We start from the raw sequence: 26,666 nt of genomic DNA on the forward strand, positions 1-26,666 counted from the left end.
ACCTATCCATCGCCAACCACGAGGGATAGGTTTAGGGCATGCTGCTGGCAGGCACCCGTGCCAACAGGTGATTGAGCAGCCGACGCGCTGACAGCGACAGCGCCTCGGCATCACGGACGCAGATGACGAACTGGCCGAGCGCCCAGTCATCGGTCAGCGGGATGACCTTCAGATCGAACAGGTCCGTGTAGCGACTCACCGCCTCGCTCGGAAAGATGCCAAGCCCCAGCCCCACGTGGATCAGGCGATAGGCCGCATCGAACGAGGACACATGCGTGCGAAAGCGCACTTCGCCTCCGGCCTGGGCGGCGGCCCGTTGCATGTAGGCGTTCAGCGTGGCGTAGGCGGACAGGCCGAGGTGATCGTAATCCAGCGTTTCGGCAAAGGCGATCTGCGTGCGACCGGCCAAGGGATGATCGCCGTTGACGACGACGGCCAGATGGTCGCTGCGGTAGTCGATGAATTCCAGATCGCCGGAAACCATGGACTTGCGGCACACGCCGAGGTCCGCCTGCCCCTCCGCCACACCACGCACCACGTCGGGACTGAAGCGCTCTTCGATATCGACATGGATATGCGCATTTTCCAACATGAAGTCCGAGAGTTCCTCCGGCAGGAACTCGATGATCGAAGACACGTTGGCGAGAATCTTCACATGCCCCCGCGCGCCCTCGGCGTACTCGCTGAGCTCGCCCTGCAGGCGCTCCATGCTGCGCAGCAATTGCCGGGCGTGCCGCAGCAGCGCCTGTCCGGCAGGGGTCGGCACCACGCCTTTCTTGCTGCGCAACAGCATCGGCGTGCCGATATCCGCCTCGATGTCAGCGATTCGCTTGCTGACGGCCGAGGGCGCGATGAACTCCCGCTCGCTGGCTTTGCTGATGGCTCCCTCTTCGCACACCGCGATGAACAGCCGAAGCGATACCGGATCGATATGCCACATGTCGAATCATCCTGAATGGGTGGCGAGAGCCTACCGAAAAAGCGATCGGGCTGCTCTTTCGCTAATGCTCGAGCCTTTCATCCGCCGCGCAGAACGAATCGCCGAGCAGCGTTGCCGAAAGCACAACGAGACAATGAGCAAAAGGAGATCACCATGAACCGGCTTTTCGACAAGACCGCCCCGCAGAACGTGCATGGCTGGGAGCGCACCGCGTCAGTGGCGGGCGGCTTGATGCTGTTGGGCAAAGGGCTGCGTCGCGGCGGCATCAGCGGTTTGCTGCAGCTCGCAATGGGCGGCATGGCGTTGGCACGTGGCATCAGCGGACGCTGCGAGGCCAAGCGCATACTGACCGAGACCGAACAGCCGCATCGCATTCAAGATCTGGCCAACAAGCAGCGTTATAGCCACATGCCGCTCGACTCGGAAGTGCACAGCCCCGACTTCGCAGAGCCCGAAGTGAAGCTACCGGACACCACCCCGATGGGGCATGAAACTCACCCGGATAAGCAACGCACCAGCTAAAGCGACGCAGGTAGCGTTGCTCGTTATTCACTGCCTGCTCAAGTAGATGGACCGGTTTGCTGTCGCAGGACGGGTCCTCGACTTGGAGGTGCGGTTCTACTGAAGCTACAACAATCCGCTTCGCGCCAAGTGCGTTCGAGAGCGCCGCCGAACGGCAATTGTCGGCATTTTGGCGGCATGGTATTTATGCGACGTGATTTCGTCACATTTCGTAAAACTCTCAGGATGACACCCATGGACGCTATAAAGCTCGACGGCGAAGAAGCTGGACACTGGGGAGTGGTTTATTCCTATGGCAGCGTATTAGCGGTGTTCGATAACGAGCAAGATGCTCAGAACGAAGCCGCTTGCTTTGGCGGTGCGGCCGTTCAGATTGCGCTAAGCGTCTGGACCGCACTTTGCGCGGCCCACGTAACGGCGCCGAGCTAACCGGTCAGTTGCCGATCAGTCAGCGCGCTCCGTCTTCCATTCTGCTCATCTGAGCGCTTGCTGGATGTCATCCACCACGGGCGATACATCGATCCGCTGAATCACTTTCTCGCGCTGCTGGAGCACGATATCCAGTACACGGCTGGGTTGAATGTCGATGTCGTCGAAGGTAATCAACTGCCCAGGCTCGACGGCTCTTTTGAGCACCGTGTTGCGGAGCAAACCGATGGGGACATGGTTAGGCTCATCGGCGAGCCGCACTGCTTCGCCACGCACATCGAAGCCTCCAATACCACGACCAATCACGTCGCCCGACTTCATGACCCGCTTGGCTATCGCCGCGACGCCCAGGGTCGGTTCGGTCGCGTTGTTCAGCAGTACGCCGCCTCCGGCCAGCACTCGACGGACTGTTTTTCCGACTTCGAGCGAGCAGAGATGGAAAGGACGCGTCAGCACGTAATACGGACCGGGACCCAGTTTGAAATACTCGATCGCAGGTGCCTGAACCTCATCGTGGCGACACACCAGAAACACCCCACCAGCCGGATAACCGCTAGGTACGACGTAATCGACGATGGGCTGCCCTATGCCGTCCGCAATCAGGCCGAGGACGTTTGCGCTGAGGTTCAGGTCGGTTGATGCCACCCCTTCCAGCCCCTGGCGAGAAATGGTCGCGCCGAAACCGTTACCGACAACCGCTTGCTCGATTTGCACCTTGGTGCCATCGGTGAAGGATGTGGTCTGCTCGATGCTGATGCCCTGCCGTTTGGCCCAGTAAGCCATGTCTTCGGGTGTCGGGTTGTGGTTCAGATAGCCCTTCATGTTGCCGTAGACGAGCGGCTTGAAGCCCATCTGCAAGGCGTCTTCTCGCAACGCCGCTAAAGAGCCCGGCTGATCACCTTCGGCTTCGGTCAGCAACCCCTTGCCTGATAGATAAGAACCGGTGGTGACCTGAAGCTCGGCATTGACCGTGACCACCGGCAACCCGGCTTCGAATGCACGCTCGATGACTTCCGTTCCGAAGAACACATCGCCCGTGCACTCGACGATGATGTCCGAGTTCGAAATGAGCTCATCAACGGAGTTGGTTAACGTATCTCGCAGCGGGAAGTCGCTCAGCGTTCCAATGTTCCTGCGAGTCAGAACCCGACTGATCTGCAGATCCTTGTAGTGCTGCATGATCAGCCGGACGAAGCAATGCGAAATCATCCCTGTGCCTGAAACACCCACTCGTCTAACTGCTGATTCGCCCATAACGAAAGTCCCTTTGGTTTGCGTGAAGCTCAGACTGTTACATTTGGAAAAAGTTTAAATGGATGGCTTCACCGCTGGCTTGCCCCTTGCGCGCACTCGAAGCGAGTCAGGCATGGCCCAGCTCCTTCGTTTTGTGGGTGAGTCCGGAACGGCACGCGGCTTGGAGCCGGCCCGAAAGGCGTCGCTGGCACGTCGCTCATATGTCTGATCACATGCCGCAGCTCGTCGCGCCATGGTTTGGGCCTGATGCCAAAGGTGTCCTCGATCCGACTGCAATCGAGCACGGACCAGGCCGGCCGGGCCGCGGCGCGCGGCAGGCTTCCGCTCGTCACCGGCAGCACCTGCGGCGCCTTGTCTATCAAGCCGGTCCGTTCCGCTTCACGGAAAATCTCGACGGCGAATTCGGCCCACGAGCACGACGACAATCCACTGTAGTGGTACAGCCCCCACTCCAAATCACCATCGCGGCAATAGCGCAGCGCGAGCTCGATCAACACCCTGGCGACGCTCCGTGAGCGAGTCGGGCAGCCGACCTGATCGCTTACGACAGATATCTCGTTCGTTTTGCGGCCGAGATTAAGCATCGTCTGCACGAAGTTGTTGCCATGCTCGCCGTAGATCCAGCTGGTGCGCAATATCAGATATCGATCCAGGGTTTCGCTGATGACGACCTCCCCCGCCCGCCGCGTTTTGCCATAGACGCAGATCGGCAGGGCCGGGTCGGTCTCTCGATAAGGCTGCGAGCCATCACCCGAAAAGACATATTCACTGGACAGGTGAAACAGCGGAATGCCGAACCGCTTGGCGGCCTGGGCGAGATTTCCAGCGCCGTCGCGATTAACCGCTTCGGCATGCGCGACCTCCGCCTCGGCATGATCGAGATTGGTATAGGCCGCCGCGTTGATGATCAGCGCCGGCCGGTAGTGCTCGATCGCCTGGGCAATTTGCTCAGTTGATGTGATGTCGACGTCTTTATGCAGCAGGCCGATGGCTTCCAGCCCAAAACTTGGCGCCTGATTGACCAAGCAGCGCCCCACCTGCCCGCCTGCGCCGCATACCAGCACGCGCATGTTCGGCCTGAGCGAACGAGGCTGTCTCGATTCAGCATCGGTTGATTGCATTGCGCCGCCCTCAGCATCGGCTGATTCAACGGCTGGAAGCGGCGGAACCTTGACGACCTTCGACGTAGCGGTCATCGGCGTTGGAATCAACTCGCGTACGGTGACGCCAAGCGTTTCCACCGGCGCGTCGGCGGCTTCCGGCTCCGGTGCGAAGCGGAAGCTTTCGAGCAGACCTTTCGCCACGATCTTCGCCTTGGCGAACTGACCGCGCTGAAACATGCGAGCCACCTGCCCCAAGCGGGAAAACAACAAGCCCAGGACGCGACGCTTGCGAAAGTATTTACGCGCCACGAACAACTCGTTGCGCACCAGATGCCGATGCAACGCGACCCGGTTAGGGTCGGTCTCGCGCTGGATGTCGATAGTGCCGCTGACCCGCCGCATATGCAGCACCTTACTCGCAGCCACTAAATACCCGGGAGCCTCCTGACTGATACGTAAGGTGAACTCGGTATCGTCGCCCCACATGAACATCGATGCGATCGGCAGGCCATAGCGTTGCAGCGAAGCGCGCGGTACCAGGATTGAAACGAATGTCGCTGGGCGCACCGGGACCACTCCGAGATCGAGCAGTGCCGGCCAGTTCTCATAGGCAATGGCATTGGTGCGTTCGTCGATGCGCGGAACGTTGGTCAGCAGACCGTCTTCGGTATAGGCCCTCGATAAGAGGAAAGAATGCGGCTTGTCCTGGGCTCGAAGCTTTTCGCCGGCCTCGGTCAGCTTCTGTAGCGCGTCCGGCTCGGGAATGACATCGTCATCCATCATCCAGACGAAATCGGCGCCAAGCTGGTAGGCAATACGGAACCCGGCGCTGAACCCACCCGATGCGCCCGTGTTGTGCGACAGCACATACACCTTCAGGTTTGGTAGTTGCGACTCGAGCAACATTTCCTCGGTCCCGTCATTGCTGGCGTTATCAATGACGATGACCCCATCGCACGGCCGGCTTTGCGCGTTGATCCCATCGAGGCAGCGTTTGAGCAAATCCTTGCGTTTGTACGACAGTACGACTGCGTATATCTGATCCATTGGTCGCTCGGTCTCTGATCGAGAAGGCAGGTGGCATCCAAGCCCAGCAGTCGCCCAGCGATTGGTCACGTGGTTGGCGTCGGGGCGCCGCTGCGGCAACGCCATGGTTTATCCACAGCGCTCAGCTCCGACCCAGGAAGACGAATGGGGTTCAGTGATTTGCAACGAAATGTGGCGAAATCGGACGCTGACTCTCGATACACAGCAACCGCAGCGCCCGTCTTTTCAGCCTGTCATTCGCTGTTGCGTCTGAAAGTCTGATACGAGCACGTTATCCCGTGGCAACGAAGATTCTCCAAGTGCACGTGTCCCGGTTTCCGCGTCAAGCATGGCAACAACAGCGCACCGTTGAAATGGGCTAACTCCGAACTCAGCCGGTCAGCCCTGTTCACATGCTCAGAAGCCACAACGGAGAATCAGAATGAAAACATCGTTATTGGCGCTGGTCACTCTGGCGTTTGCACTCCCGGCCCTTGGGCAGGACGTGCAGGTATCCACTCGGCTGAATGGAATGGACATCGAGGTGGTGCCGCTCGGCGTGCCAGAGGCCTCGTCCAGCAAGGTGGACCTGGTCGGCGTGCCAGCGGTGAAAGTAACCAACCGCAGCAACGAGATTGCGTCGTGCCAATTTCATGCATTGCCCGAGGAAACAGTCATGACGGCGACACCAGCGTTCTCGGTAAATCCCAACGAGCAAGTCGTCATGCGGGTGCCTGGAAAATACTCTGCCGGTGGGCCAATCGCGCTGCTGGTGTGCGAACCGGAAGGCGTCCCGGAACGCTGATCCTAGATCGCAGCCGAATTTCCTGATGAATGAAGCTGGCACCAACGCGCCGGCTCATCGGCAAATCGAAAATCAGGAGAACGTCATGCGCAGACCGTTTCTAACGTCAATGGATCGTCACCGAGGACGGTCGCGTGATTAAAGGCATGCCCGAGAATGATTCAGTGCCTAACCGAAACATGCACCGCACCGAACAAGAAACGGTGACCGATGACCCGCCACACGAAGCTGCGACACCGGGAGAAATCGAATAGCTGACAGACTTAGGGCCGCTTCGATACCCACTTGCCTTAAGCGAACCGAATGTCAAAGAAAAAAGTTGAATGAGCCGCTCCATGCCGGCTGCTTAAGATATGCGCGTCAACAATACGATCAACCTGATCGGCCCGTAAGTCGTTGTGCTTGCTCGGCCGGCCTATGCTCGTATGCGCTGGCGTATGTAACGGGAATTTAAACCCGCCTCCTTTGCCTGCGTATTGTCAGTCCCAACACTTATGGAACGCCAAGCGCCTGGCACGCTCCCACCTTGATACGCCTCTGACTGATCCATGGGAGACCTCAATGACACAGCAGTCGCAACACAATCGCAGCATTCGTCTCGCCTCACGCCCTCAGGGCGCGCCCACGCCGGACAATTTCCGCCTGGAAACCAGCTCGGTACCGAGCCCCGAAGACGGCCAGCTATTGCTGCGCACCGTCTACCTCTCGCTGGACCCCTACATGCGCGGTCGGATGAGCGCCGGGCCGTCCTACGCGCCGCCGATGGAGGTCGGCGATGTGATGGTCGGCGGTACGGTCTGTCGGGTCGTCAAGTCCCGTCATTCGGACTATCAGGAAGGTGACTGGGTGCTCAGCGGTAATGGCTGGCAGGACTATGCCCTTTCTAGCGGCGAAGGGCTGCTCAAGCTCAGCCGCGACATGAAGAATCCGTCCCACGCACTGGGCGTGCTGGGCATGCCGGGATTCACGGCTTATATGGGTCTGCTGGATATCGGCCAGCCCAAAGCTGGGGAAACGCTGGTGGTTGCGGCGGCCACCGGGCCGGTGGGCGCCACGGTCGGCCAGATCGGCAAGCTCAAGGGTTGTCGTGTGGTGGGCATCGCTGGTGGTCCAGACAAATGCCGTCATGCGGTCGAAACCCTCGGCTTCGATGCCTCCATCGATCACCGCGCCGAGGACTTCCCTCAGCAATTGGCCGAGCAATGCCCAGATGGCATCGACGTGTATTTCGAGAACGTCGGCGGCAAGGTGTTTGATGCGGTGCTGCCATTGTTCAACACCAGCGCGCGGGTGCCGGTCTGTGGTGTGGTCGCCCAGTACAACAGCACCGGCCTGCCGGATGGGCCGGATCGGTTGCCATTGCTGCTCGACACTCTGTTGAAGAAGCGCATGCGCATGCAGGGCTTCATCATCTTCAACGACTACGGCCACCGCTATGACGAGTTCGCCCGCGACATGGGCGCCTGGTATGCCGAGGGCAAGATCAAGTACCGCGAGCAGATCGTGCAAGGGCTGGAAAATGCACCCGAGGCGCTCATCGGGCTGCTTGAAGGCAAGAACTTCGGCAAGCTGGTGGTGCAGGTGGGCGATGCCTGAAGGTTGGGTGTGGCATCGACAGCATGATTCGCGAGCAAGCTCGCTCCTACGGACGGTGCGCGATCTACGCTCTTGTAGGAGCCAGCTTGCTGGCGAAGCGAGGCCCACACGGCCTTCGACTGCCCGCCTAACTGTGCCGTTCGCCAGCAACGCCTGACGTCCCTCCTGGCTCGCACAGACTTTGGTCGATAGTCAGCTTTGGCTCAGCCCGGTCGATACTTCACAACGGCGTGCATCTCTGGCCTGCTGCTGGTGCGGCGGACGGACGCCAGCGATGGGGCTGGCCAGACGGATCTTCAGAAACTCGGTGACGTCCGCCGCCAGTGCTCGCCCGCCGCCGCCCGGGAAGTTGTTGTCGTTGGTCACCAGCAAGGTGCGGGAATCCAGCGGCAACACGCTTTCAATGGTCACGTAGGGAAAGGTGAATGTCCGTTGCCCGTCGCCGTTCAGATCATCGGGATCGGCCAGTTGCATGAGGTCGACAACTTCAGTCTTGTGCACTTCCCCGCCACTGGCGACACCGCGGGTTTCGATCAGGTAGATTTTCTTGAACGGGGTGCCGTTGGTGGCGGTTGCGTTATTGCGCTCGATGACTAGGAAGCGCGTCTCATCGATCGCAGTCATGTCACCGATGGCGTGTTCGGGTTCCTGCAGGCGGTAGAAGAACACCTTACCGGTGTAGCGCTCCTGATCGATGTCGAACTCGTTGATACGCAAGGTACCGGCCGCATCACCGCTGACAGCCTTTTCCAGCAGCGCGTACAGCCGGTCCCCGCGCGGGTTGATCGCCATGCCTTCGAAACCGCCGGACCCGCCCAAGTTGGCGATGGCTCGCCCCGCCATCACATCGGCATGCTGCGGCGCGTAGACACCCGGCAGTGAAATGGCGCTGCGAGTGACGGTGCCCGACACATCGGTCTTGATCAGGTAAGGCCCGAACTCGTCGCCAAACCACATCGCGCAATTCTTGTCTCGGCGCACCGATTCGATGTCCAGGTCAGCGCCCGTCAGCAGGCGGCCGAAACCGATTGCACTGTCGACACGTGGCTTGGAGCCGTCGTTGTAATAAAAGCGGTAATCGGCCTGGATCGGTAGCTCAAGCTTCTGGTTGATGTCGTTTAGCGTGAGGCGCGACGTGTGGGTGAAGCGAGCCAGCGGCGCACCGCTGAGATAGTCGCTCGCACTGACTTTCCCGCTTCCGCCGTTGGCCGTACGGAAATCAGGCCGCACGCTGTAGAGCCGCAACAGCGTGTCTGCGGAGTTCGTCTGCCCACCGAAGCCGTTGTCGGTCATGAATATGAAGCTGTTTTCATCCGCGCCCGGCAGAACTGCGGAAAAGCCTTGCACCGGCTGGCGATCTTCATACGGTGGCGCAAAGGTGCCGTAAGGGTTGGCGCTAGCCATCTGACCCGATGTCGGACCGTCGGAAAAGGTGTCGGCGGGCATCATCGCCCAGCCTACCAGGGTGTTGCTGGTGGCCATCGCAGGGGCGGAGATCGCAGCGGCAAGCGCCACGACCAGCGGCTTCGGGATTCGCATGAGTCAGTGTCTCCATCCGGGCGGAGCCAGGCCGCGCGGCATGCACGACGCTCTGGCATCGGAGAACAACCTTAGGAAACGACTGTGTCAGGAATATGGCTAAAACTGACGCAGCGTCGGCAAGCTGACGCTAGACCACTCAATTACATGATGCAACTCGGCCTCAAGCTGGCGTCTCAGGCCACCTCGTGTCCACGTGCCGCCTGAGCGAGATAGAACCAGGCCTGGGTATCCAGCCGCAGCTCGGCGCCCTGCAGCGCTTCCTCGATTCGATCCCAACGCAGGCTGCCGAGGATGGGCACTGGCTTGCCGGGTAACTTGCGCAGCCAGGCCAGCGCGACCTGATTAGCAGTAGCGCCCAATGCCGCGCCGACCTCTTCAAGCGCCTGTTGTAGCGCCGGACTGAAACGGCCGCCTGCCAACGGTGACCATGCCAGCACATGCAGGCCCTCACTTTCCATGGCATGCAGGCGCCCGTCCCATACGGTTTCCTGGGCTTGCAGCGACAGCTCGATCTGGTTGCAGCGCAGGGGCAGCTCGCGCGCCAGCGTCTGGCAGTGCAGCAACTCGGCATTAGATACGCCGAGCCAACCAACCTTGCCGCTGCCGACCAGGTCGTTCAGCGCCCGGGCAACCTCATCGACCTGCAGCAAAGGGTCCGGCCGATGCAGCAGGAAGCCGTCCAGACGCTCGACGCCCAAACGCTTCAGCGTTCCCTCGACCGCCTCGGTGAGATACGCAGCTTGGGTGTTGTAGTGCTTGACGCCCCAGCGCGACCGGTCCTGCGCTGCCGGCACGATGTCGGCCTTGCCAATCAACTGAATCTGCTGGCGCAACGCCGGGCGTAATTTCAAAGCGGCACCAAAATGCGCCTCGCATGCGCCGCCGCCATAAATGTCAGCGTGATCGAAAGCGCTCACGCCACGCTCGACGCAACGCTCGAGAAAGCTCAGTAATGCTTTCGGCTGCGCCAGGTCGGGGTATTGCATCAGACGCATCATGCCCAGCAGCAAGGGTTGTTCGACGACCTTGTTCAAGTGAACTCCACGATTGATGGGACTGAAGAGTGCGGCAGTAGCGTAGATGCCGGACTTTGGAAGTGGATGTACTGACCGAGCCTGCATCGCAAGGTTCGGTCCGAACCCAAGTTAGCTTGGCGCCATGACAATGCCTTACGTATCGCCCCAAAAAAGTGAATGTGGAGCGTGCACCGCACCCTTGTGGGTCAGCGCCGCGCTTTGGCAAGCGGAACCTGACGTGTCTGCCGTTAGCGCTATCGGTGGGCTGAAGCCCACCCTGCATAAGCCTTCCACTGCCGTAGGGTGGGCTTCAGCCCACCAACACTTTGGCAGCGGCTGCCTCCGTCCTGACACCTTACACGTCGCTGGCATGCAATCTGCTATGTCACATGCAAAGCCTGCCGATCGATTCGGCAGAGCGTCCCGCAGGTCAACGTAGATCATTAGCCGCAAGCGGCACGGGACGGGTGAACCGGGCAACGCGGCTCGGGCCATCACCCCACCACATTTTTCTGAATACCAGGCAAAGGCGCCTGGAGCTGGCAGACAGCTCCAGGCTTTTTTTTGCTTTTTTGCTGGCGGCGCCTCGCAACGGCTTCGACTGAGGACAAACGGTCATGAACGCAATCGTCACCCCGATCAAAAGCGAAACACTGATCATCATCGGCAACGGCATGGTGGGTCACCACTGCGTCGAGCAGCTGATCGAGCGCGGTGCTCTGGGCCAGTACCAACTGCATGTGTACGGCGAAGAGCGCCAGCGCGCTTATGACCGGGTGCATCTGTCCGAATACTTCGGTGGCCGCGATGCCGACTCCCTCGCCATGTGCGAAGCCGACTACTACGCCACGCATGGCGTGCACCTGCATCTCGGCGTGCAAGTGCTGGAGATCGACCGGGAACGCAAGGAAGTGGTCACCAGCGAAGGCCGCCAGGCTTACGACAAGCTGATCCTGGCGACCGGCTCGTATCCATTCGTACCGCCAATTCCGGGCGCTGAAGGCAATTCGCGCCTCGTCTATCGCACCCTTGACGACCTCGATGCAATCCGCGCCGCCGCCAGTAACGCCAAACGCGGCGTGGTGGTCGGTGGCGGACTGCTCGGCCTGGAGGCGGCCAATGCGCTCAAATCGCTCGGGCTCGAAGCCCATGTGGTCGAGTTTGCCCCGCGCCTGATGCCGGTCCAGCTGGACGAGGAAGGCGGCGCCGCGCTCAAGGCCCGTATCGAAGCGCTAGGCGTCGGGGTACACCTGTCGCGTGCCACGCAGGAGATCGTCATCGGCGAGGAATACGCCTACCGGATGAACTTCAACGACGGCGAGTTCTTGGAAACCGACCTGATCGTCTTCTCCGCCGGCATTCGTCCGCAGGACACCCTGGGCCGCAGCGCCGAGCTGGAGATCGCGCCGCGCGGCGGTGTGGTGATCGACGGCGACTACCGCACCAGCGACGCGAGCATCTTCGCCATCGGCGAGTGCGCCTCTTGGAACGGTATGGTCTTCGGTCTGGTCGCACCCGGCTACACCATGGCGCGTAACGTCGCCGCCCTGCTTACCGGCGAGCCGCATCAGCCGTTCAGCGGCGCGGATATGTCGACCAAGCTCAAATTGCTTGGCGTCGATGTCGGCTCCATCGGCGATGCCCATGCCGCCACGCCCGGTGCCAAGAGCTACCGTTACATCGACGAGACCAATGCCAGTTACCGCCGCCTGGTGCTTTCCGCCGACGGCAAACGAGTGATCGGCGCGGTGCTGATCGGCGACAACAGCTACTACGACACGCTGCTTCAATACGCGCAGAACGGCATCAAGCTGCCGGCCGATCCGTCCAGCCTTATTCTGCCGCTGTCCGATGGCGCACCGACTCTGGGCGCCGATGCCCTCCCCGACACCGCGATCATCTGTTCCTGCCACAACGTCAGCAAGGGCGCGGTGTGCTGTCAGGTCGACGCCGGTATCACCGATCTCGGTGAGCTCAAGGCTGCCACCAAGGCCGGCACCGGCTGCGGCGGTTGCAGTGCGCTGCTCAAGCAAGTCTTCGAGCACGAGCTGATGGCCCGCGGGGTCGAGGTCGACAAGAGCCTCTGCGAACACTTCGCCCACACTCGCCAGGAGCTGTACGGCATCGTCCGCGTCGAGGGCATCATCAGTTTCGACGAGCTGCTGACCAGGCACGGCCGCGGCCACACCGGCTGCGACATCTGCAAGCCGGCGGTGGGTTCTATCCTCGCCTCCTGCTGGAACAAGCCGATCACCGACCCTGGGCTGATTCCGCTGCAGGACACCAACGACACCTTCATGGCGAACATGCAGAAGAACGGGACCTACTCCGTGGTACCGCGCATCGCCGGCGGTGAAATCACCCCGGACAAGCTGATCGCCCTCGGCGCCGTCGCCAAGAAATACGACCTCTATACCAAGATCACAGGTGGCCAGCGCATCGACCTGTTCGGCGCCCAGTTGCACGAACTGCCCGATATCTGGGGCGAGCTGATCGAGGCCGGCTTCGAGACCGGACATGCCTACGGCAAATCCCTGCGGACGGTGAAATCCTGCGTCGGCAGCACCTGGTGCCGCTACGGTGTACAGGACAGCGTCGGCATGGCGCTGCGCCTGGAGGACCGCTACAAAGGCCTGCGCTCGCCGCACAAGATCAAATTCGGTGTTTCCGGCTGCACCCGCGAATGTGCCGAGGCGCAGAGCAAGGACATCGGCGTGATCGCCACCGAGAACGGCTGGAACCTTTACGTCAGCGGTAACGGCGGCATGCGTCCGCGCCACGCCGAGCTGTTCGCCACAGACCTCGATGACGAAACCCTGATCCGTTACATCGACCGCTTCCTGATGTTCTACATCCGCACCGCGGACAAGCTGCAGCGCACCTCCGTGTGGCGCGAATCCCTCGAAGGCGGCCTCGATTACCTCAAGGACGTCATCATCGACGACAGCCTGAACCTCGCCGCCGAGCTGGAAGCGCAGATGCAGCTGGTGGTCGATCGCTACGAATGCGAGTGGGCCAACGCCATCAAGGACCCGGAAAAGCTCAAGCGCTTCCGCACCTTCGTCAACGACCAGCGCGGCGATCCGGACATCCACTTCGTCAAGGAACGCGGCCAGCGCCGCCCGGTGCACGCATCCGAACTTCACCTGATTCCCGTAACCGAGGAGGTGCTCTGATGAGCCATACCAACGCCGTACGCATGCAATCGACTGAATCCGCCAGCTGGCGGGCGCTGTGCAGCCGCCGCGATCTGGTGGCCAATTCCGGCGTGGTCGCCTGGGTCGACGGGGAACAGGTGGCGCTGTTTCACCTGCCTGATACGGAGACCGGCGAACAGGTTTTCGCCATCGCCAACAAGGACCCGAAATCCGGCGCCAATGTCATCGGCCGCGGCATTCTCGGCCAGCTCAAGGGCGACCTGGTGATCGCCTCACCGCTGTACAAGCAGCACTTCCGCCTAGCCGACGGCACTTGCCTGGAATATCCCGAGCAGCGCCTGCGGGTGTGGCCGGTGCGCCTGAACGGCGATGCGGTGGAAATAGCTGCGGCATGAGCGTCGCCCAACACAACAAGTAGCGATACACCAACGGCAGGCTCCGACCTGCTTTGCCAACACCATAGAGAATCGAAAAATGTCCTACCTGGTTCCTTCGGAATTCGTCACCAAGATGGTCGACGCAGGCGAGTCCAAGATATTCATGTCCACGCGGGACACCTTGATCCGGGCTTTCATGGCCGGTGCGATCCTCGCTTTGGCCGCGGTGTTCGCGGTTACCGTCACCGTCCAGACCGGCTCGCCATTGCTGGGCGCGGTGATGTTCCCGGTCGGCTTCATCATGCTTTATCTGATGGGCTTCGATCTGCTCACCGGCGTCTTCGTGCTGGCACCACTGGCCCTGCTCGACAAACGTCCAGGCGTGACCGTCAACGGCGTGCTGCGCAACTGGGGCTTGGTATTCGTCGGCAACTTCGCCGGGGCGCTGACAGTGGCGTTCATGATGGCCTTCGTCTTCACCACCGGTTTTTCGAGCGATCCAGGCGTAATCGGCGAAAAAATTTCACACATTGGTGAAGCGCGAACCTTGGGCTATGCAGAGTTTGGCGCGGCCGGCTGGGCGACCATTTTCCTGCGCGGCATGCTGTGCAACTGGATGGTGTCGATGGGTGTGGTGGGTGCGATGATCTCCACCACTGTGGGCGGCAAGGCCATCGCCATGTGGATGCCGATCATGTTGTTCTTCTACATGGGCTTCGAGCACTCGGTGGTGAACATGTTTCTGTTCCCCTCGGCGATGATCATGGGCGGCGACTTCTCGGTCATGGATTACATGATCTGGAATGAAATCCCGACCGCGCTGGGCAACTTGGTAGGTGGTCTGGCGTTCACCGGCCTGACGCTTTACACCACCCATATCAAGACTGGCGCGAAGCGCGCACTGGTGCGCTGATCCGGCCCTTTGTTGGAGCCAGGGGTCTTGCTGCGATCGTTCACGCACGGATCGCCAGCAAGCTGGCTCCTACAAAAGCTGGCTGTCGATTGCCGCAAAGTTTCTTGCGCCACAGCTCTTGTAGGAGCGAGCTTGCTCGCGATCGCTGTACCAAACGCGGCATAACGCCGAGCAAGAACTCGGCGTCCCCCGCTGCGGATTGCCTACACTCGAGAACCCACCGATTCATAAGCAGATGAGCAGTCAACTCAAGGTCTCGGTGGGCCAGCACACCGACAAGGGATGCAAGGAAAGTAATCAGGATTTCCACGGCGTCTACATCCCCAAAGAGCCCCAACTAAGCAGCAAGGGCATCGCTATCGCCCTCGCGGATGGCATCAGCAGCAGCGCCGTCAGCCACATCGCCAGCGAATCGGCGGTCACCGGCTTTTTCGCTGATTATTTCTGCACTTCCGATTCCTGGTCCGTGAAAACCTCGGCGCAATGCGTACTGATGGCCACCAACTCCTGGCTGCACGCGCAAAGCCAGCAGAGCCCGTACCGCTACGACAAGGACCGCGGCTACGTCTGCACCTTCAGCGCCATGGTCATCAAGTCGACCACAGCGCACCTTTTCCATGCCGGCGATTCACGCATCTATCGGGTCCAGGGCAAGGCGCTGGAACAGCTGACCAATGATCATCGGATGTGGGTTTCGGAAGACAAGAGCCATCTGAGCCGGGCGCTAGGCATTCAGCCGCAGCTGGATCTGGACTATCGCGCCGAACAGGTTGAGGTCGGCGACACTTTTATCCTGGCAACCGATGGTGCCTACGAATTCGTCAGTGCGTCGTTCATGCTCGAGGCCATCGCGCGCAGCTCGGATGATCTCGATGCAGCCGCTCGGGAAATTGTCGCCCAAGCATTGCAACAGGGCAGCGACGACAACCTCACGGTACAGATAATGCGCGTCGATGAGCTGCCGATCCGGGCGGCGGACGAACTCTACCTGCAACTCACCGAACTGCCCTTCCCGCCCATTCTCGAGGCGCGGGCCGAGTTCGATGGCTACACCATTGTTCGCGAAGTGCACGCCAGTAGCCGCAGTCACGTTTATCTCGCGACCGACAACGGCAGCCAAACGCCGGTAATCATCAAGACTCCGTCAATCGACCTGCAGCGGGACGTGCAATACCTCGAACGCTTTCTCACCGAAGAATGGGTCGCGCGGCGCATCAACAGCGCCCATGTGGTCAAGCCATGTTTGCAGACGCGCAAGCGCAACTACCTATACAGCGTCAGCGAATTTATCGAAGGCCAGACGCTGGCCCAGTGGATGATCGACAACCCGCGACCGGACCTGGAAACGGTACGCGGCCTCATCGAGCAGATAACCAAAGGGCTGCGCGCCTTCCACCGGCTGGAAATGCTGCATCAGGATTTACGCCCGGCGAATATCATGATCGACGCCACCGGTACAGTGAAAATCATCGACTTCGGCTCGACCCGTGTCGCTGGCATCATGGAAATCGAGTCACCCATCGAACGCGGCGATCTGCTCGGCACCGCTCAATACACCGCGCCGGAATATTTTCTCGGCGAAAGCGGGACGCCTCGCTCGGATATGTTCTCACTGGCGGTCATTACCTATCAGATGCTCACCGGCCATCTGCCCTACGGCACCCAGGTCGCCCGCTGTCGCACCCGCGCTGCGCAGAACAAACTCAGCTACCAACCGATCCGCGAACACGACCGTGGCATCCCGGTGTGGGTCGATGATGTGCTACGCAAGGCGCTTCATCCCGACCCGTACAAGCGCTACGAGGACTTGTCCGAGTTCGTCTTCGAGTTGCGCCAGCCCAACCAGGCATTTCTCAACAAGGCGCGGCCACCATTGATGGAGCGCAACCCGGTGCTGTTCTGGAAAGGCGTTTCGCTGGTGTTGGCAATAACGGTCGTCATGCTGATGGTGCGTTGAGGTCTGCAAACTTTCTGCCCGTTGCGACGCTTCACTCGGAGCGCTGCGGCGCGTAGACGTTGAGCTCGGGATCAGTGACGCCGTCTTTCGACGGGTCGAGAATCCAGCGCAGTTGGGTGACCAGCTCCTCGCAGTTTTCGCCGCGCTGCAACCAATCCTGGAAAGCGATCCGCGCGGCCGACAGCGCCGCCTCCGTAACGTGCTCGGCCTGGGTCGTAGGGTCACCGGGTTGCCAGTGATCGAATACGGCCTTAAGGGCTTGCTGCGCTTCTTCGGCCCCCAACTCCCCGTCCGACCAGCGCGATGTGATGTCCTGAGCCTGTTGCAAGGCGGTCACCGAGGGGTTAGATGATTCCATTTTTAGGCTCCTCCAACGGATTTTGTCTAGCTTGGAGTCCGGCTGCGACGGTGAATTCGTTTCCGCCTATCAGACCGCAGCGCCGCTGGTAGGGCATTTGACGGCGATTCCAGGCCATCGAACCTCTAAGGACGACTGCCGTTCGGCTCCTGGCCGGAACGTCCGCGCACGATGGGCTGCCAGATGATGAACAGCGCTGGGTTTGCGTCTAGCTGCCTTCCGCTCATCTTTGGCGGCCAGGTCCGACCACTTCTCGGCGGTCGTACCGATACTCCTCTTACGCATTGGAACCTGCCCCATGCACCTGATCCAACTACTGCTCCCGCTTTACGACAATGACGGGCAAGCCTTGCCTAGATCACTGTTCGCCGAGGTGCGCGACGAACTCATGCAACAGTTCGGCGGCCTGACCGCTCACACACGCGCGCCAGTCAATGGACTGTGGCGCGAAGACGACAACTCGGCGGTGCGCGACGACCTGATTATTTACGAAGGGCTGGCGTCCGAGCTTAATCGCGACTGGTGGAACGATTATCGAGCTTCGCTGGAAACTCGCTTTCGTCAGGAGCAGGTGTTGATTCAGGCGCATCCGGTCGAGCGGCTATAACGGTGTTCAGCCTCCTCCCACCGCTTGGTTAAAGTCAGAGCCGAACGTCATGCCGGGTCGCGCCAGGCGCTGCATGAAATGATGAAAATTTAATGAACCCTAAGGGCGTCCCGCTGTCAGTCCAGTCTGCAGCCTACTGAGGTCGTGGCCCAACCCCTGGGACAACCTCCCAATCGGCACATCCGCACGCCTGCTGTCGCCCATCCCGGCATTTTTTGGCCGACTCGCCAGCTTCGGGTCGTTTATTTTTCGGCCTGTTCACTGGGCCTTCATCTTTTTCAACGCGAAGACCACCATGTTCTTATCTCGTCATCTTCTCGCTCTTTCCCGTGTTACCTGGTCGACCTTTCAACGCAACTCCGTTCGTGCCGGTCTGTTCGGCACCTTGCTGGCCGTCATCGCACCGGCCCATGCCCAGCAAGCGACCAATGATCGCTGGGTCAGCGACACATTAAGCACCTACGTGCGAAGCGGTCCAACCGACGGCTATCGCATCGTCGGCAGTCTTACGTCCGGGCAGCAGGTCGAATTACTCGATACCCAGGGCGACTACAGCCAGGTTCGCGGCGAGAACGGCGATCGCGTCTGGATTCGCAGCAGTGATCTGCAGGAAATTCCCGGCCAGGCCGAGCGTTTACCGCAGCTCGAACAGCAGGTTGCCGAGCTCAGTGAAGAACTGAAGACAATCGATGACAACTGGAAGGCCCGAGTTCAGGGCATGCAAGAGACTCTGGACTCGCGCAAGGCATTAATCGACGAACTGGAAGCGCGCCGCAAAGCGCTCGACGAAGCACTTACGGCCACTGAATCGGAACTGCGCGACGCCCAGGCTCGGTTGGGTGACGAGAACAATCAGGTACTGATGCGCTACATGGTTTACGGCGGCAGCATCGCTGGCGCGGGCTTGCTGGCCGGACTGATCATTCCGGCCATGACGCGCGGTCGCAAGCGCAACGACCGGTGGTTCTAAGGCCTGTCGGCTTTTCGTAGCGACCGAAACGGTAACAGACCCTAGCCCAAACCTAACCGGGTTCGGATATCCGCTTCGTGGCGCCTGCTACGGACGATGACCAACCCGGTCTTGCCTGCGTCATGCGCTCGAGGACTTGTTCAGGGGCCATAGGTCTGTCGAGCAGAAAGCCTTGGAGCGTTTCACAGCCGAGCTCGGTGAGAAACGCTCGCTGCTCCGCTGTTTCCACACCCTCCGCGACAATCTCCAGGCCCAGCGCTTTACCCAACGCAATGATTGCCGAAACGATCACCGAGTCTTCATTGCCAACGCTCATTTCCTTGACGAACGCACGGTCAATTTTCAGCTCGCTAGCTGGAAGTCTCTTCAGATAAAGCAAGCTCGAATATCCCGTACCGAAGTCATCAATGGAGGCTTTCACGCCGAATTCGGTAAGGCTCCTCAAGGTTTCGATGGTTGCCTCCGCGTTGCGCATGGCTACGGTTTCAGTGATTTCGAGCGTCAGATTCGCTGCGGGAATGCAATGGCGGTCGATCGCCTCGGCCACCACTTCCAGCAGGCCCGGTTGCTCGAACTGCACGGCTGAAAGATTGACCGCGATACTCCAATGGCTGAACCCCTGCAAATGCCACTCGCGTAATTGGCGGCACGCCTCGGCCAGCACCCAATTCCCAATGGGTATGATCAAGCCGGTTTTCTCGGCCAGCGGCAGAAAAACGTCGGGCGAGAGCAAGCCACGCGTCGGATGCTGCCAACGCAGCAACGCCTCAAAGCCTTGCACATCCCCGGTCGGCACTTCGAATTTCGGCTGGTAAAGCAGGCGCAGCTCATTCCGCTCTTCGGCCATGCGCAGATCGTGAAGCAATTGCAGTTGCTCGGCCGCATTCGCGTTCATCGAGGCTTCGAAGAAGCTGTAGCCGTTCCGGCCGGCACTCTTGGTGTGGTACATGGCGGCATCGGCATGCAGCAGCAGGTCGCGCTCGGTTTCACCATCGCTGGGGTACACCGCAATGCCGACGCTGAGCGACACCCGCAGTTCATAACGGGACAGCGCAAAGGGCTCGTCAATACATTGCACCAGCTTGTCGGCCAGCGTCGCGGCATCATCGGGCCCGCTGATGACGGCTAGAAGCACGAACTCATCCCCACCCAACCGCGCCAACGTGTCCTGGGCCCGAATGCACGAGCGCAGCCGCTCGGTAACGCTCATCAACAATTCGTCACCGATATGGTGACCGAAGGCGTCGTTCACCGCCTTGAAGCCATCCAGGTCCATGAACATCACGGCGAACGTGGACGACTCCCGCTGGGCAACCTTGAGCGCCTGACTTAGCCGATCTTCGAGCAACAGACGGTTGGGCAATCTGGTTAGGTTGTCATGCAGGGCGAGCTGGATCAGCTCACTGTTGGCCTTTTCCAGCGAACTGGCCAGCAACGAGGTACGGCTCTGCATGCGGCCGTCCAGTATCGAGACAATCAGTGCGATCGCCAGGACCGCCAGCGTCAACATGATCACCAACAGAGCCAGCCAGTTGGTATCCAGACCGGTATTGGACGCGCCGCAGAAGCTCCCGTCCGGAAAGCTCGCCGCTGCCATGCCGGTGTAATGCATGCCGGCGATCGCCAGCCCCATGATCAATGCGGCGATACCCCGCCATAACCGTACGCGACAAACGTTCGCACGCAGGCGAAATGCGAGCCAGAGCGCAGCGGCCGAGGCCAGGATGGCGATGGCCACCGAAGCGCTCAACCATCCCATGTCATACACGATGCCCGGCTGCATTCGCAGCGCCGCCATGCCGCTGTAGTGCATGACCGCGATACCGCAGCCGATCAGAACCGCGCCATGCGCGAGCCGCAGCCAGGGCAGCGTCTGCTGGCACACCAGCCAGAGCGCCAAGGCAGACGCAGCGATTGCGATGACCAACGAGGCCGTAGTGATCAAGGGGTCGTATCCAAGCGGAATCGGCAAACTGAAGGCCAGCATGCCGACAAAGTGCATCGACCAGATGCCTAGCCCCATGGAAAACGAGCCACCGAACCACCATAGGCGCGCCGCACGACCTTGAGCGGTCGCAACGCGCCCCGCCATGTCGAGTGCGGTGTAGGACGCAAGCACAGCAACGAGGAACGAGAAGAACACTAGAATTTCGTTATAGCTACCAACCAGCATGGTTTGGGTTCCTGCGAAGGGCTGCGTTGTACTGACTTTGTCGCTATGCCAGTTCATCGCTCGCTGGGACGTTTTCTAAAGAGCGGACAACACATATCCGCCGAACGGATAGCCTCGGTCAGACCGATGCAAGCCCTGCTGCTGCGGTTGTTAGGCCAATCGACATTCTCCGGCGATCTGATAGGCCTCGGTACAAACCTCGAGCCCCCATTTGCGCTTGGCACAAACACACCCTGCCTTCCGCTCAAGATCAGGGGTGTAAATTCCTTGACCCAGTGCACAACTTGAGGCGAAATGCGGGCTATTCGGCGTTTCGAAGGGTCCTTCAGACTAAGGCTCGCTGTGGTTCGAGCGCTGAGGCAGAACTCCTCGCGCTGCCCGGAACGCCAGCAATCCATTCGAATCATATCCGCATGCCCAGCCGTCCCAGCATGCGTCTACTCAGGAATCAGCGCCAATGGCTCTATTGCAACAACGCACGTTCAACGTCATCGCCAGCAATCAGTCAGAGCTGCTCAACAAATGGACTGCAGAACTGGAATCCAGCGGTCTGTACCGCACTATCAAGACCGAAGATTTTCGCCAGCAAACCGAAGAATTCATTCGTCTGCTGATCGCCGGTGCCAGCAGAACCGAGTCGGGTGACGTCAAGGCAGCCAGCTGGGACGAGATGCGTCAGTACCTGGAAAAGCTGTCCCATAGCCGGGTGCAGCTAGGTTTCGATTCACAGCAGACCGCAGGCTTCATTTTTTCGCTCAAACGCCCGCTGATGCCGTTGTTGCAGAGCGAATATGCCGACGAGCCGGCGCTGCTGGCCGAGCAGCTCTGGGCCTTGTCCGAACTGATCGACGACCTCGGTCTGTATACCGTGCGTACTTTCCAGAAGTCCCGCGAGGCGGTGATCAAGCGTCAGCAGGAAGAGCTGCTCGAGTTGTCCACGCCGGTGGTCAAACTGTGGGATGGCGTACTGGCGCTGCCCATGATCGGCACGCTGGATTCGCAGCGGACTCAGGTGGTAATGGAATCGTTGCTGCAGCGCATCGTCGACACAGGTTCGGAAATCGCCATCATCGACATTACCGGCGTACCTACCGTCGATACGCTGGTGGCGCAACATCTGCTCAAGACCGTCACGGCCATCCGCCTGATGGGTGCTGACTGCATCATCAGCGGCGTACGTCCGCAGATTGCCCAAACCATCGTTCATCTCGGCCTGGATCTGCAAGGCATCGTCACTAAGGCATCCCTCGCCGACGCACTGGCATTAGCGTTGCGCCGCTCCGGCCTGACTGTAACCAAGGCGGTGTGATGGAACGCATCCCTATATTGCGAATGGGTGACTTTCTGCTCGTCACCATTCAAGTCGACATGCACGACCAGCTGGCCATGACCCTGCAAGACGACCTCGCCGAGCGCATCAGCGCGACCTCGGCCCGTGCCGTACTGATCGATATCTCCGCACTGGACATGGTCGACTCGTTCATCGGCCGGATGATCAGCTCGATTTCCGGCCTTTCCAGCATCATGGACGCAGAGACCGTCGTGGTCGGCATGCAGCCGGCCGTTGCAATCACGCTGGTCGAACTGGGTCTGACACTACAAGGCGTCAGCACGGCGTTGAACGTTGAACGAGGGATGCAGCTGCTGCATAAACGGATGGCCGAAAAATGACCGTGCGCGAAAGTGGCAGCCTGCCGGTACGCATCGAACAGGATGTGGTACTGGCGCGCCAGGCAGTCCGCCGCATCGCGCAGGATTGCGGCATGCGCCTGATCGATCAGACCAAGCTGGTGACCGCCGTCAGCGAGCTGGCCCGTAACACGGTGGTGTACGGCGGTGGTGGCGACATGGACTGGGCGGTCATCGAGCAAAGCGCCCGCACCGGTATCCGCCTGACGTTCCGTGACGAAGGTCCTGGAATAGCGGATATCAAGCTGGCCATGACCGATGGCTGGACGTCGGGTGGTGGGCTCGGTCTTGGACTGACCGGCGCGAAACGGCTGGTGGATGAGTTTGAACTCGAGAGTACGCCAGGCATCGGTACCCGAATCAGTATCGTCCGATGGGCATGAATATCCCCGGCTCGATGACGCAGGTGTTACCCATCGACGACAGCAGCCAGGTAGGCCACGCCCGCCGCGTTGCGCAACGCCTGGCTACGGAACTGGGTTTCGACGAAACCGATGCCGGACGCGTGGCCCTGGCAACTACCGAGCTCGCCACCAATCTGCTCAAGCACGCAGGCCAAGGCTCCCTGCACCTGCGTTCGATCGCGGCAGAAACCGGAAGCGGTGTCGAGATCGTCGCTGTGGATAGCGGGCCGGGCTTCAACCTCAACGAATGCCTGGCCGATGGGTTTTCCACTGGTGGTACCCAGGGAACAGGGCTGGGTGCACTAAGGCGCCAGGCACAGGTATTCGACGCTTACTCGGACGACAAAGGCTCGGTCGTACTCGTGCAGTTATTTCGACGCGGCATTGCAGTTCCGTTTCTGCGCTTTGGCGTCAGCCAACATTCGCTGAATAACGACCCGGCATGTGGTGATGTCTGGCATATGGCCTGCGATAAGCAACGGATCAGCGCATTGGTGATCGACGGCATCGGCCACGGCGAAGATGCGGAGCACGCCGCCAAGTGTGGTGCCAGCGCATTCGCCGCAGCCCCCTTCGCCGACCCGGAAACCAGCATTGCCGACATGCATCAGGCGATGTGCGGAACCCGTGGCGGCGCTGCAGCCGTCGCGGTGTTCGATCCCCGCGTCGGGGTATTGCGCTTTGCCGGAATTGGCAACATCGGCGCCAGCCTGCTCAACGTGGAAAAAAGTCGGGGCCTCGCCTCGCATCCAGGGATCGTTGGATCGCAATTTCGCAAAGCGCGCGCATTCGACTACCCGGTTGAAGAACATCAATTACTAGTCATGTATAGCGATGGTTTGCAATCTCGCTGGACCCTGCGTGACTACCCGGGGCTGGTGCATCGCCACCCCGCTATTATTGCCGCAGTGCTGCACCGTGATTATTGTCGCGGACGCGACGATGCGACCGTTCTGGTAATCGCTCTGGAGGCAACGCGTGACTGATTCGAACGGTGTTAACGATACCGACCTCAGCCAGCTGGAACGGCTGCGCAGCGAGAACGAGTCGCTACGCGCCGAGCTCGACGAAACCAATCAGGGCGTTCTTGCTTTGTATGCCGAGCTCGACATTCAAGCCGAGCAGCTGCGCCAGGCCTCCGATCTCAAAAGCCGCTTTCTGTCCTACATGAGCCACGAGTTCCGCACGCCGCTGGGCTCGATTCGCAGCATCACGCGTCTTCTCAGCGACGAGCTGGACGGTCCACTGAGCGAGGAGCAGCACAAGCAGGTCTTGTTCATCAGTGGTGCCGCCTCTGAACTGAGCGATATGGTGGATGATCTGCTCGATCTGGCGAAGATCGAGGCGGGTCGCATCAGCATTTCACCAGCGTGGTTCGACATGTTTGATCTGTTCGCCGCGTTGCGCGGCATGTTTCGCCCCATCGTCGATGCCGAGACGGTGGACCTGATTTTCGAAGAGCCACAAGACATCCCGCGCCTGTACACCGATGACAAGAAGCTGGCTCAGATTCTGCGAAATTTCATTTCCAACGCATTGAAGTTCACGCAGCGCGGAGAGGTACGTATTTCGGCACGCCGCGAAGGCGAGCACGAAGTCTGTTTCGCCGTCACCGACAGCGGTATCGGCATACCGCATGGCCTGCACGGCAACCTGTTCGAAGATTTCGTGCAGATCGACACGCCTCTGCAGAAGCGTCTGCGCGGCACCGGTCTGGGACTGTCGCTGTGCAAGCGATTCGCCGAACTGCTCGGTGGGCGTGTCGGAGTGGAAAGCACTCCGGGTATCGGCTCGACCTTCTTCGTCATCATTCCGCTATCTATTGCCACGGAGCCGGTCGATGGAGCGTAAGTGCAAACTGTTGGTGGTCGATGACAACGCCGCGACGCGTTACGCGATACGTCGAGTGATGGAGCGGCACGGCTACGACGTGTTCGAAGCCGGAACCGGCGACGAAGGCCTGACACTCATCGCCGAGCAAGCAATCGATGCGCTGATTCTCGACGTGAACCTGCCCGACATGAGCGGTTTCGATATCGTCCGGCAGCTGCGTGCCGACGAGCGCACCCAGTTGCTGCCCGTGGTTCACGTTTCTGCCGCGTCGATCCAGACCGGAGACATCATCACCGGGCTCGATGCCGGGGCGGATGCCTATCTCATTCATCCGGTCGACCCGGACGTATTGCTCGCCACGTTGCGCACGCTATTGCGCGTCCGTGACACCGAGCACGCGCTGCGCGAAAGCGAAGCGCGCTTTCGTGAGATCTTTACCAGCGTGGCCGCACCGATTGTCGTGATCGATGCGCAGCTGCAAATCCATGAATGCAACCCGGCATTCGAACTGCTGCTGGGGGATCGTGACGGTGCTTCGGCATTGCTTGCCCGCCTTGCCGATAATCAGGAAGACAAGCTGCAGCAGCTTCGACAGAGCCTGGCCAGCGGTGCTCGCTGGCAGGGCACGCTGAGCATGCACGTCGCGGGTCAGCTGCGTGAAACCAAATGGCAGGTTTCGCCCTATCGCGCCGTCGACCTTGGCCTCGTGTTCGTCGAGGACGTCACCGAGCAACGCCAACGCGAACGCTCGCAACTGCAACAACTCGACAGCGTGAACAGCGAACTCGCACGCGAGGTAGCCGAACGTGTGCGCACCGAAGCGCAGCTGATGCAGGCACAAAAGATGGACGCTCTGGGCAAGCTGACCGGAGGCATCGCTCATGACTTCAACAACTTGCTGACCGGCATCATCACCGGCATCGAATTGCTCAAACAGCGATTTCAGGAAGGCCGCAGCGACGCGGTATTACGCTTCGCCGACACCGCCTTGAGCTCCGCACGCAGCGCCGCCTCGATGACCAATCGGCTATTGGCCTTTGCCCGCCAACAACCGCTGGACGCCCGCCCCGCCAATATCAACGATCAGATTCGCTCCCTCGAAGAGCTGCTGCAGCGCACCATTGGCGAGCGCATCGAGCTGAAGCTCGACCTCTGCGAGGAAGGTGCGATCGCACAGGTGGATGCCAATCAGCTGGAAAGCGCTGTGCTGAATCTGGTCATCAACGCACGGGACGCATTGCCTGACGGCGGCCATATCGTCATCCGTACGACATCCATGCGATCCACCGGCAATACCGAACTGGCCGATGGTGATTACGTCGCGCTGAGCGTGAAGGACGATGGCGCAGGGATCCCCGCAAAGCTCATCGGCAAGGTATTCGAGCCCTTCTTCACGACCAAACCACTCGGCCAAGGCACCGGCCTGGGCCTGTCTTCGATCTATGGCTTCGCCCGTCAGTCAGGTGGCGAGGCGCGGATCGATAGTGTCGTTGGCCAGGGCACCGAAGTGACGCTGGTGTTGCCCGCGGCTACTGATGTCGGCCACACCGCAGCACCCGTCGGCGACACGCCAAAGGGCAATAGCGAGCACGTGTTGATCGTCGAAGACATGCCGGCGGTGCGCATGCTGGTAGTCGAGATGCTCAGCGAAGCGGGTTATCGCTGCAGCGAGGCGGGAGATGTCGCGACGGCGTTATCGGTGTTGCAGGACGATCCAAGCGTCGATCTGCTACTGACAGATGTGGGCCTGCCACAGCTCTCGGGGCGCGAGCTAGCTGATGTTGCGCGGACCCATCGTCCCGCCCTGCCGGTGCTGTTCATGACCGGATATGCGGAAAATGCGGTGCGTCGCGACCGTTTTCTGGCCGAAGGTATGGATATGGTGGTCAAGCCGTTTCAAATCAGCGAGCTACTTGCCAAGGTGCGCCAAGTGCTCGATACGGCCTCGGCGAATCGGCTCAATCGTCACTAGGCCGACAATCTGGACACGACTC

Annotated in this window: 23 protein-coding genes; 16 read left to right on the top strand and 7 right to left on the bottom strand. The window is 60.3% G+C overall.

Annotation, left to right across the window (positions count from 1 at the left end; translation table 11 throughout):
- Positions 1 to 31 precede the first annotated feature (31 nt).
- Complete coding sequence (locus NA645_RS13850; RefSeq protein WP_256049355.1) at positions 32 to 940, bottom strand: LysR substrate-binding domain-containing protein; 909 nt, start codon at positions 938 to 940, stop codon at positions 32 to 34.
- Positions 941 to 1,093: 153 nt separating this feature from the next.
- Between NA645_RS13850 and NA645_RS13855 the strand changes: the two genes are divergently transcribed.
- Both NA645_RS13855 and NA645_RS13860 read left to right on the top strand, forming a co-directional pair.
- Positions 1,094 to 1,462, top strand: coding sequence for a YgaP-like transmembrane domain (locus NA645_RS13855; RefSeq protein ID WP_256049356.1), 369 nt, complete (start codon positions 1,094 to 1,096; stop codon positions 1,460 to 1,462).
- Positions 1,463 to 1,696: 234 nt separating this feature from the next.
- The gene (locus NA645_RS13860; protein ID WP_256049357.1) at positions 1,697 to 1,891 is read left to right on the top strand and encodes a hypothetical protein; all 195 of its coding nucleotides are present in this window, start codon (positions 1,697 to 1,699) and stop codon (positions 1,889 to 1,891) included.
- A 45-nt stretch (positions 1,892 to 1,936) separates the two neighbouring features.
- Here NA645_RS13860 and NA645_RS13865 read toward each other — a convergent pair whose 3' ends face one another.
- Complete coding sequence (locus NA645_RS13865; protein ID WP_256049358.1) at positions 1,937 to 3,100, bottom strand: NAD(P)-dependent oxidoreductase; 1,164 nt, start codon at positions 3,098 to 3,100, stop codon at positions 1,937 to 1,939.
- Positions 3,101 to 3,213: 113 nt separating this feature from the next.
- Complete coding sequence (gene rfbD, locus NA645_RS13870) at positions 3,214 to 5,295, bottom strand: dTDP-4-dehydrorhamnose reductase (protein ID WP_256049359.1); 2,082 nt, start codon at positions 5,293 to 5,295, stop codon at positions 3,214 to 3,216.
- 421 nt (positions 5,296 to 5,716) lie between these two features.
- Here rfbD and NA645_RS13875 point away from each other — a divergent pair, with 421 nt between their 5' ends.
- Positions 5,717 to 6,079, top strand: coding sequence for a hypothetical protein (locus tag NA645_RS13875; protein ID WP_256049360.1), 363 nt, complete (start codon positions 5,717 to 5,719; stop codon positions 6,077 to 6,079).
- A gap of 561 nt (positions 6,080 to 6,640) precedes the next feature.
- Positions 6,641 to 7,675, top strand: coding sequence for an NADP-dependent oxidoreductase (locus NA645_RS13880; protein WP_256049361.1), 1,035 nt, complete (start codon positions 6,641 to 6,643; stop codon positions 7,673 to 7,675).
- 192 nt (positions 7,676 to 7,867) lie between these two features.
- Here NA645_RS13880 and NA645_RS13885 read toward each other — a convergent pair whose 3' ends face one another.
- Both NA645_RS13885 and NA645_RS13890 read right to left on the bottom strand, forming a co-directional pair.
- A complete protein-coding gene (locus tag NA645_RS13885; protein ID WP_256049362.1) occupies positions 7,868 to 9,214 on the bottom strand; it encodes an esterase-like activity of phytase family protein in 1,347 nt (448 codons plus the stop codon).
- 176 nt (positions 9,215 to 9,390) lie between these two features.
- The gene (locus NA645_RS13890) at positions 9,391 to 10,215 is read right to left on the bottom strand and encodes an aldo/keto reductase (protein WP_336605266.1); all 825 of its coding nucleotides are present in this window, start codon (positions 10,213 to 10,215) and stop codon (positions 9,391 to 9,393) included.
- Between the two features lie 635 nt (positions 10,216 to 10,850).
- Between NA645_RS13890 and nirB the strand changes: the two genes are divergently transcribed.
- The 4 genes from nirB (at position 10,851) to NA645_RS13910 (ending at position 16,638) form a co-directional block, all read left to right on the top strand.
- Positions 10,851 to 13,409 (top strand): nitrite reductase large subunit NirB, encoded by a 2,559-nt coding sequence (gene nirB / locus NA645_RS13895; protein ID WP_256049364.1) that lies wholly within the window; start codon positions 10,851 to 10,853, stop codon positions 13,407 to 13,409.
- Positions 13,409 to 13,786 carry a nitrite reductase small subunit NirD gene (gene nirD / locus NA645_RS13900; protein ID WP_256049365.1) on the top strand — a complete coding sequence of 126 codons (378 nt, stop codon included), beginning with the start codon at positions 13,409 to 13,411 and terminating at the stop codon, positions 13,784 to 13,786. The genes nirB and nirD overlap by 1 nt, the downstream gene beginning before the upstream one ends.
- A gap of 79 nt (positions 13,787 to 13,865) precedes the next feature.
- Positions 13,866 to 14,681 carry a formate/nitrite transporter family protein gene (locus NA645_RS13905; protein ID WP_256049366.1) on the top strand — a complete coding sequence of 272 codons (816 nt, stop codon included), beginning with the start codon at positions 13,866 to 13,868 and terminating at the stop codon, positions 14,679 to 14,681.
- Between the two features lie 235 nt (positions 14,682 to 14,916).
- Positions 14,917 to 16,638: a bifunctional protein-serine/threonine kinase/phosphatase gene (locus NA645_RS13910; protein WP_256049367.1), complete on the top strand. Its 1,722-nt coding sequence runs from the start codon at positions 14,917 to 14,919 to the stop codon at positions 16,636 to 16,638.
- Between the two features lie 31 nt (positions 16,639 to 16,669).
- Here the strand turns inward: NA645_RS13910 and NA645_RS13915 are convergent, their stop codons facing one another.
- Positions 16,670 to 16,996 carry a hypothetical protein gene (locus tag NA645_RS13915; RefSeq protein WP_256049368.1) on the bottom strand — a complete coding sequence of 109 codons (327 nt, stop codon included), beginning with the start codon at positions 16,994 to 16,996 and terminating at the stop codon, positions 16,670 to 16,672.
- 298 nt (positions 16,997 to 17,294) lie between these two features.
- Here NA645_RS13915 and NA645_RS13920 point away from each other — a divergent pair, with 298 nt between their 5' ends.
- Together NA645_RS13920 and NA645_RS13925 are read left to right on the top strand one after the other, a co-directional pair.
- On the top strand, positions 17,295 to 17,603 hold the full coding sequence (locus NA645_RS13920; protein WP_256049369.1) for a hypothetical protein: 309 nt from the start codon (positions 17,295 to 17,297) through the stop codon (positions 17,601 to 17,603).
- A gap of 295 nt (positions 17,604 to 17,898) precedes the next feature.
- On the top strand, positions 17,899 to 18,573 hold the full coding sequence (locus NA645_RS13925) for a TIGR04211 family SH3 domain-containing protein (protein ID WP_256049370.1): 675 nt from the start codon (positions 17,899 to 17,901) through the stop codon (positions 18,571 to 18,573).
- Between the two features lie 52 nt (positions 18,574 to 18,625).
- Here NA645_RS13925 and NA645_RS13930 read toward each other — a convergent pair whose 3' ends face one another.
- The gene (locus NA645_RS13930) at positions 18,626 to 20,746 is read right to left on the bottom strand and encodes a putative bifunctional diguanylate cyclase/phosphodiesterase (RefSeq protein WP_256049371.1); all 2,121 of its coding nucleotides are present in this window, start codon (positions 20,744 to 20,746) and stop codon (positions 18,626 to 18,628) included.
- A 457-nt stretch (positions 20,747 to 21,203) separates the two neighbouring features.
- Here NA645_RS13930 and NA645_RS13935 point away from each other — a divergent pair, with 457 nt between their 5' ends.
- The 6 genes from NA645_RS13935 to NA645_RS13960 are packed head-to-tail and all read left to right on the top strand — an operon-like array spanning position 21,204 to position 26,644.
- Entirely contained in the window at positions 21,204 to 22,055 is an 852-nt protein-coding gene (locus tag NA645_RS13935; RefSeq protein ID WP_256049372.1) for an STAS domain-containing protein, read from the top strand.
- The gene (locus tag NA645_RS13940) at positions 22,055 to 22,417 is read left to right on the top strand and encodes an STAS domain-containing protein (protein WP_256049373.1); all 363 of its coding nucleotides are present in this window, start codon (positions 22,055 to 22,057) and stop codon (positions 22,415 to 22,417) included. Before NA645_RS13935 ends, NA645_RS13940 begins: the two co-directional genes overlap by 1 nt.
- Positions 22,414 to 22,818, top strand: coding sequence for an ATP-binding protein (locus NA645_RS13945; protein WP_256049374.1), 405 nt, complete (start codon positions 22,414 to 22,416; stop codon positions 22,816 to 22,818). Before NA645_RS13940 ends, NA645_RS13945 begins: the two co-directional genes overlap by 4 nt.
- Positions 22,815 to 23,825, top strand: coding sequence for an ATP-binding protein (locus NA645_RS13950; RefSeq protein WP_256049440.1), 1,011 nt, complete (start codon positions 22,815 to 22,817; stop codon positions 23,823 to 23,825). The genes NA645_RS13945 and NA645_RS13950 overlap by 4 nt, the downstream gene beginning before the upstream one ends.
- Positions 23,818 to 24,690: a sensor histidine kinase gene (locus NA645_RS13955; RefSeq protein WP_423836464.1), complete on the top strand. Its 873-nt coding sequence runs from the start codon at positions 23,818 to 23,820 to the stop codon at positions 24,688 to 24,690. The genes NA645_RS13950 and NA645_RS13955 overlap by 8 nt, the downstream gene beginning before the upstream one ends.
- Positions 24,680 to 26,644, top strand: coding sequence for a response regulator (locus NA645_RS13960; protein ID WP_256049375.1), 1,965 nt, complete (start codon positions 24,680 to 24,682; stop codon positions 26,642 to 26,644). Before NA645_RS13955 ends, NA645_RS13960 begins: the two co-directional genes overlap by 11 nt.
- The last annotated feature ends 22 nt before the right edge of the window (positions 26,645 to 26,666 follow it).

Source organism: Stutzerimonas stutzeri (assembly GCF_024448955.1).
In the GTDB taxonomy this organism is placed as follows: Bacteria; Pseudomonadota; Gammaproteobacteria; order Pseudomonadales; family Pseudomonadaceae; genus Stutzerimonas; species Stutzerimonas stutzeri_AQ.

Bases quoted from the DNA above. Each gene is read 5' to 3' on its own strand.
- NA645_RS13850 (WP_256049355.1), bottom strand. From the start codon at position 940: ATGTGGCATATCGATCCGGTATCGCTTCGGCTGTTCATCGCGGTGTGC.
- NA645_RS13960 (WP_256049375.1), top strand. From the start codon at position 24,680: ATGGAGCGTAAGTGCAAACTGTTGGTGGTCGATGACAACGCCGCGACG.
- NA645_RS13855 (WP_256049356.1), top strand. From the start codon at position 1,094: ATGAACCGGCTTTTCGACAAGACCGCCCCGCAGAACGTGCATGGCTGG.
- NA645_RS13945 (WP_256049374.1), top strand. From the start codon at position 22,414: ATGACCGTGCGCGAAAGTGGCAGCCTGCCGGTACGCATCGAACAGGAT.
- NA645_RS13860 (WP_256049357.1), top strand. From the start codon at position 1,697: ATGGACGCTATAAAGCTCGACGGCGAAGAAGCTGGACACTGGGGAGTG.
- NA645_RS13885 (WP_256049362.1), bottom strand. From the start codon at position 9,214: ATGCGAATCCCGAAGCCGCTGGTCGTGGCGCTTGCCGCTGCGATCTCC.
- nirB (WP_256049364.1), top strand. From the start codon at position 10,851: ATGAACGCAATCGTCACCCCGATCAAAAGCGAAACACTGATCATCATC.
- NA645_RS13940 (WP_256049373.1), top strand. From the start codon at position 22,055: ATGGAACGCATCCCTATATTGCGAATGGGTGACTTTCTGCTCGTCACC.
- NA645_RS13935 (WP_256049372.1), top strand. From the start codon at position 21,204: ATGGCTCTATTGCAACAACGCACGTTCAACGTCATCGCCAGCAATCAG.
- NA645_RS13905 (WP_256049366.1), top strand. From the start codon at position 13,866: ATGTCCTACCTGGTTCCTTCGGAATTCGTCACCAAGATGGTCGACGCA.
- NA645_RS13875 (WP_256049360.1), top strand. From the start codon at position 5,717: ATGAAAACATCGTTATTGGCGCTGGTCACTCTGGCGTTTGCACTCCCG.
- nirD (WP_256049365.1), top strand. From the start codon at position 13,409: ATGAGCCATACCAACGCCGTACGCATGCAATCGACTGAATCCGCCAGC.
- NA645_RS13950 (WP_256049440.1), top strand. From the start codon at position 22,815: ATGAATATCCCCGGCTCGATGACGCAGGTGTTACCCATCGACGACAGC.
- NA645_RS13920 (WP_256049369.1), top strand. From the start codon at position 17,295: ATGCACCTGATCCAACTACTGCTCCCGCTTTACGACAATGACGGGCAA.
- NA645_RS13865 (WP_256049358.1), bottom strand. From the start codon at position 3,100: ATGATTTCGCATTGCTTCGTCCGGCTGATCATGCAGCACTACAAGGAT.
- NA645_RS13925 (WP_256049370.1), top strand. From the start codon at position 17,899: ATGTTCTTATCTCGTCATCTTCTCGCTCTTTCCCGTGTTACCTGGTCG.
- NA645_RS13880 (WP_256049361.1), top strand. From the start codon at position 6,641: ATGACACAGCAGTCGCAACACAATCGCAGCATTCGTCTCGCCTCACGC.
- NA645_RS13890 (WP_336605266.1), bottom strand. From the start codon at position 10,215: ATGATGCGTCTGATGCAATACCCCGACCTGGCGCAGCCGAAAGCATTA.
- NA645_RS13930 (WP_256049371.1), bottom strand. From the start codon at position 20,746: ATGCTGGTTGGTAGCTATAACGAAATTCTAGTGTTCTTCTCGTTCCTC.
- rfbD (WP_256049359.1), bottom strand. From the start codon at position 5,295: ATGGATCAGATATACGCAGTCGTACTGTCGTACAAACGCAAGGATTTG.
- NA645_RS13910 (WP_256049367.1), top strand. From the start codon at position 14,917: ATGAGCAGTCAACTCAAGGTCTCGGTGGGCCAGCACACCGACAAGGGA.
- NA645_RS13915 (WP_256049368.1), bottom strand. From the start codon at position 16,996: ATGGAATCATCTAACCCCTCGGTGACCGCCTTGCAACAGGCTCAGGAC.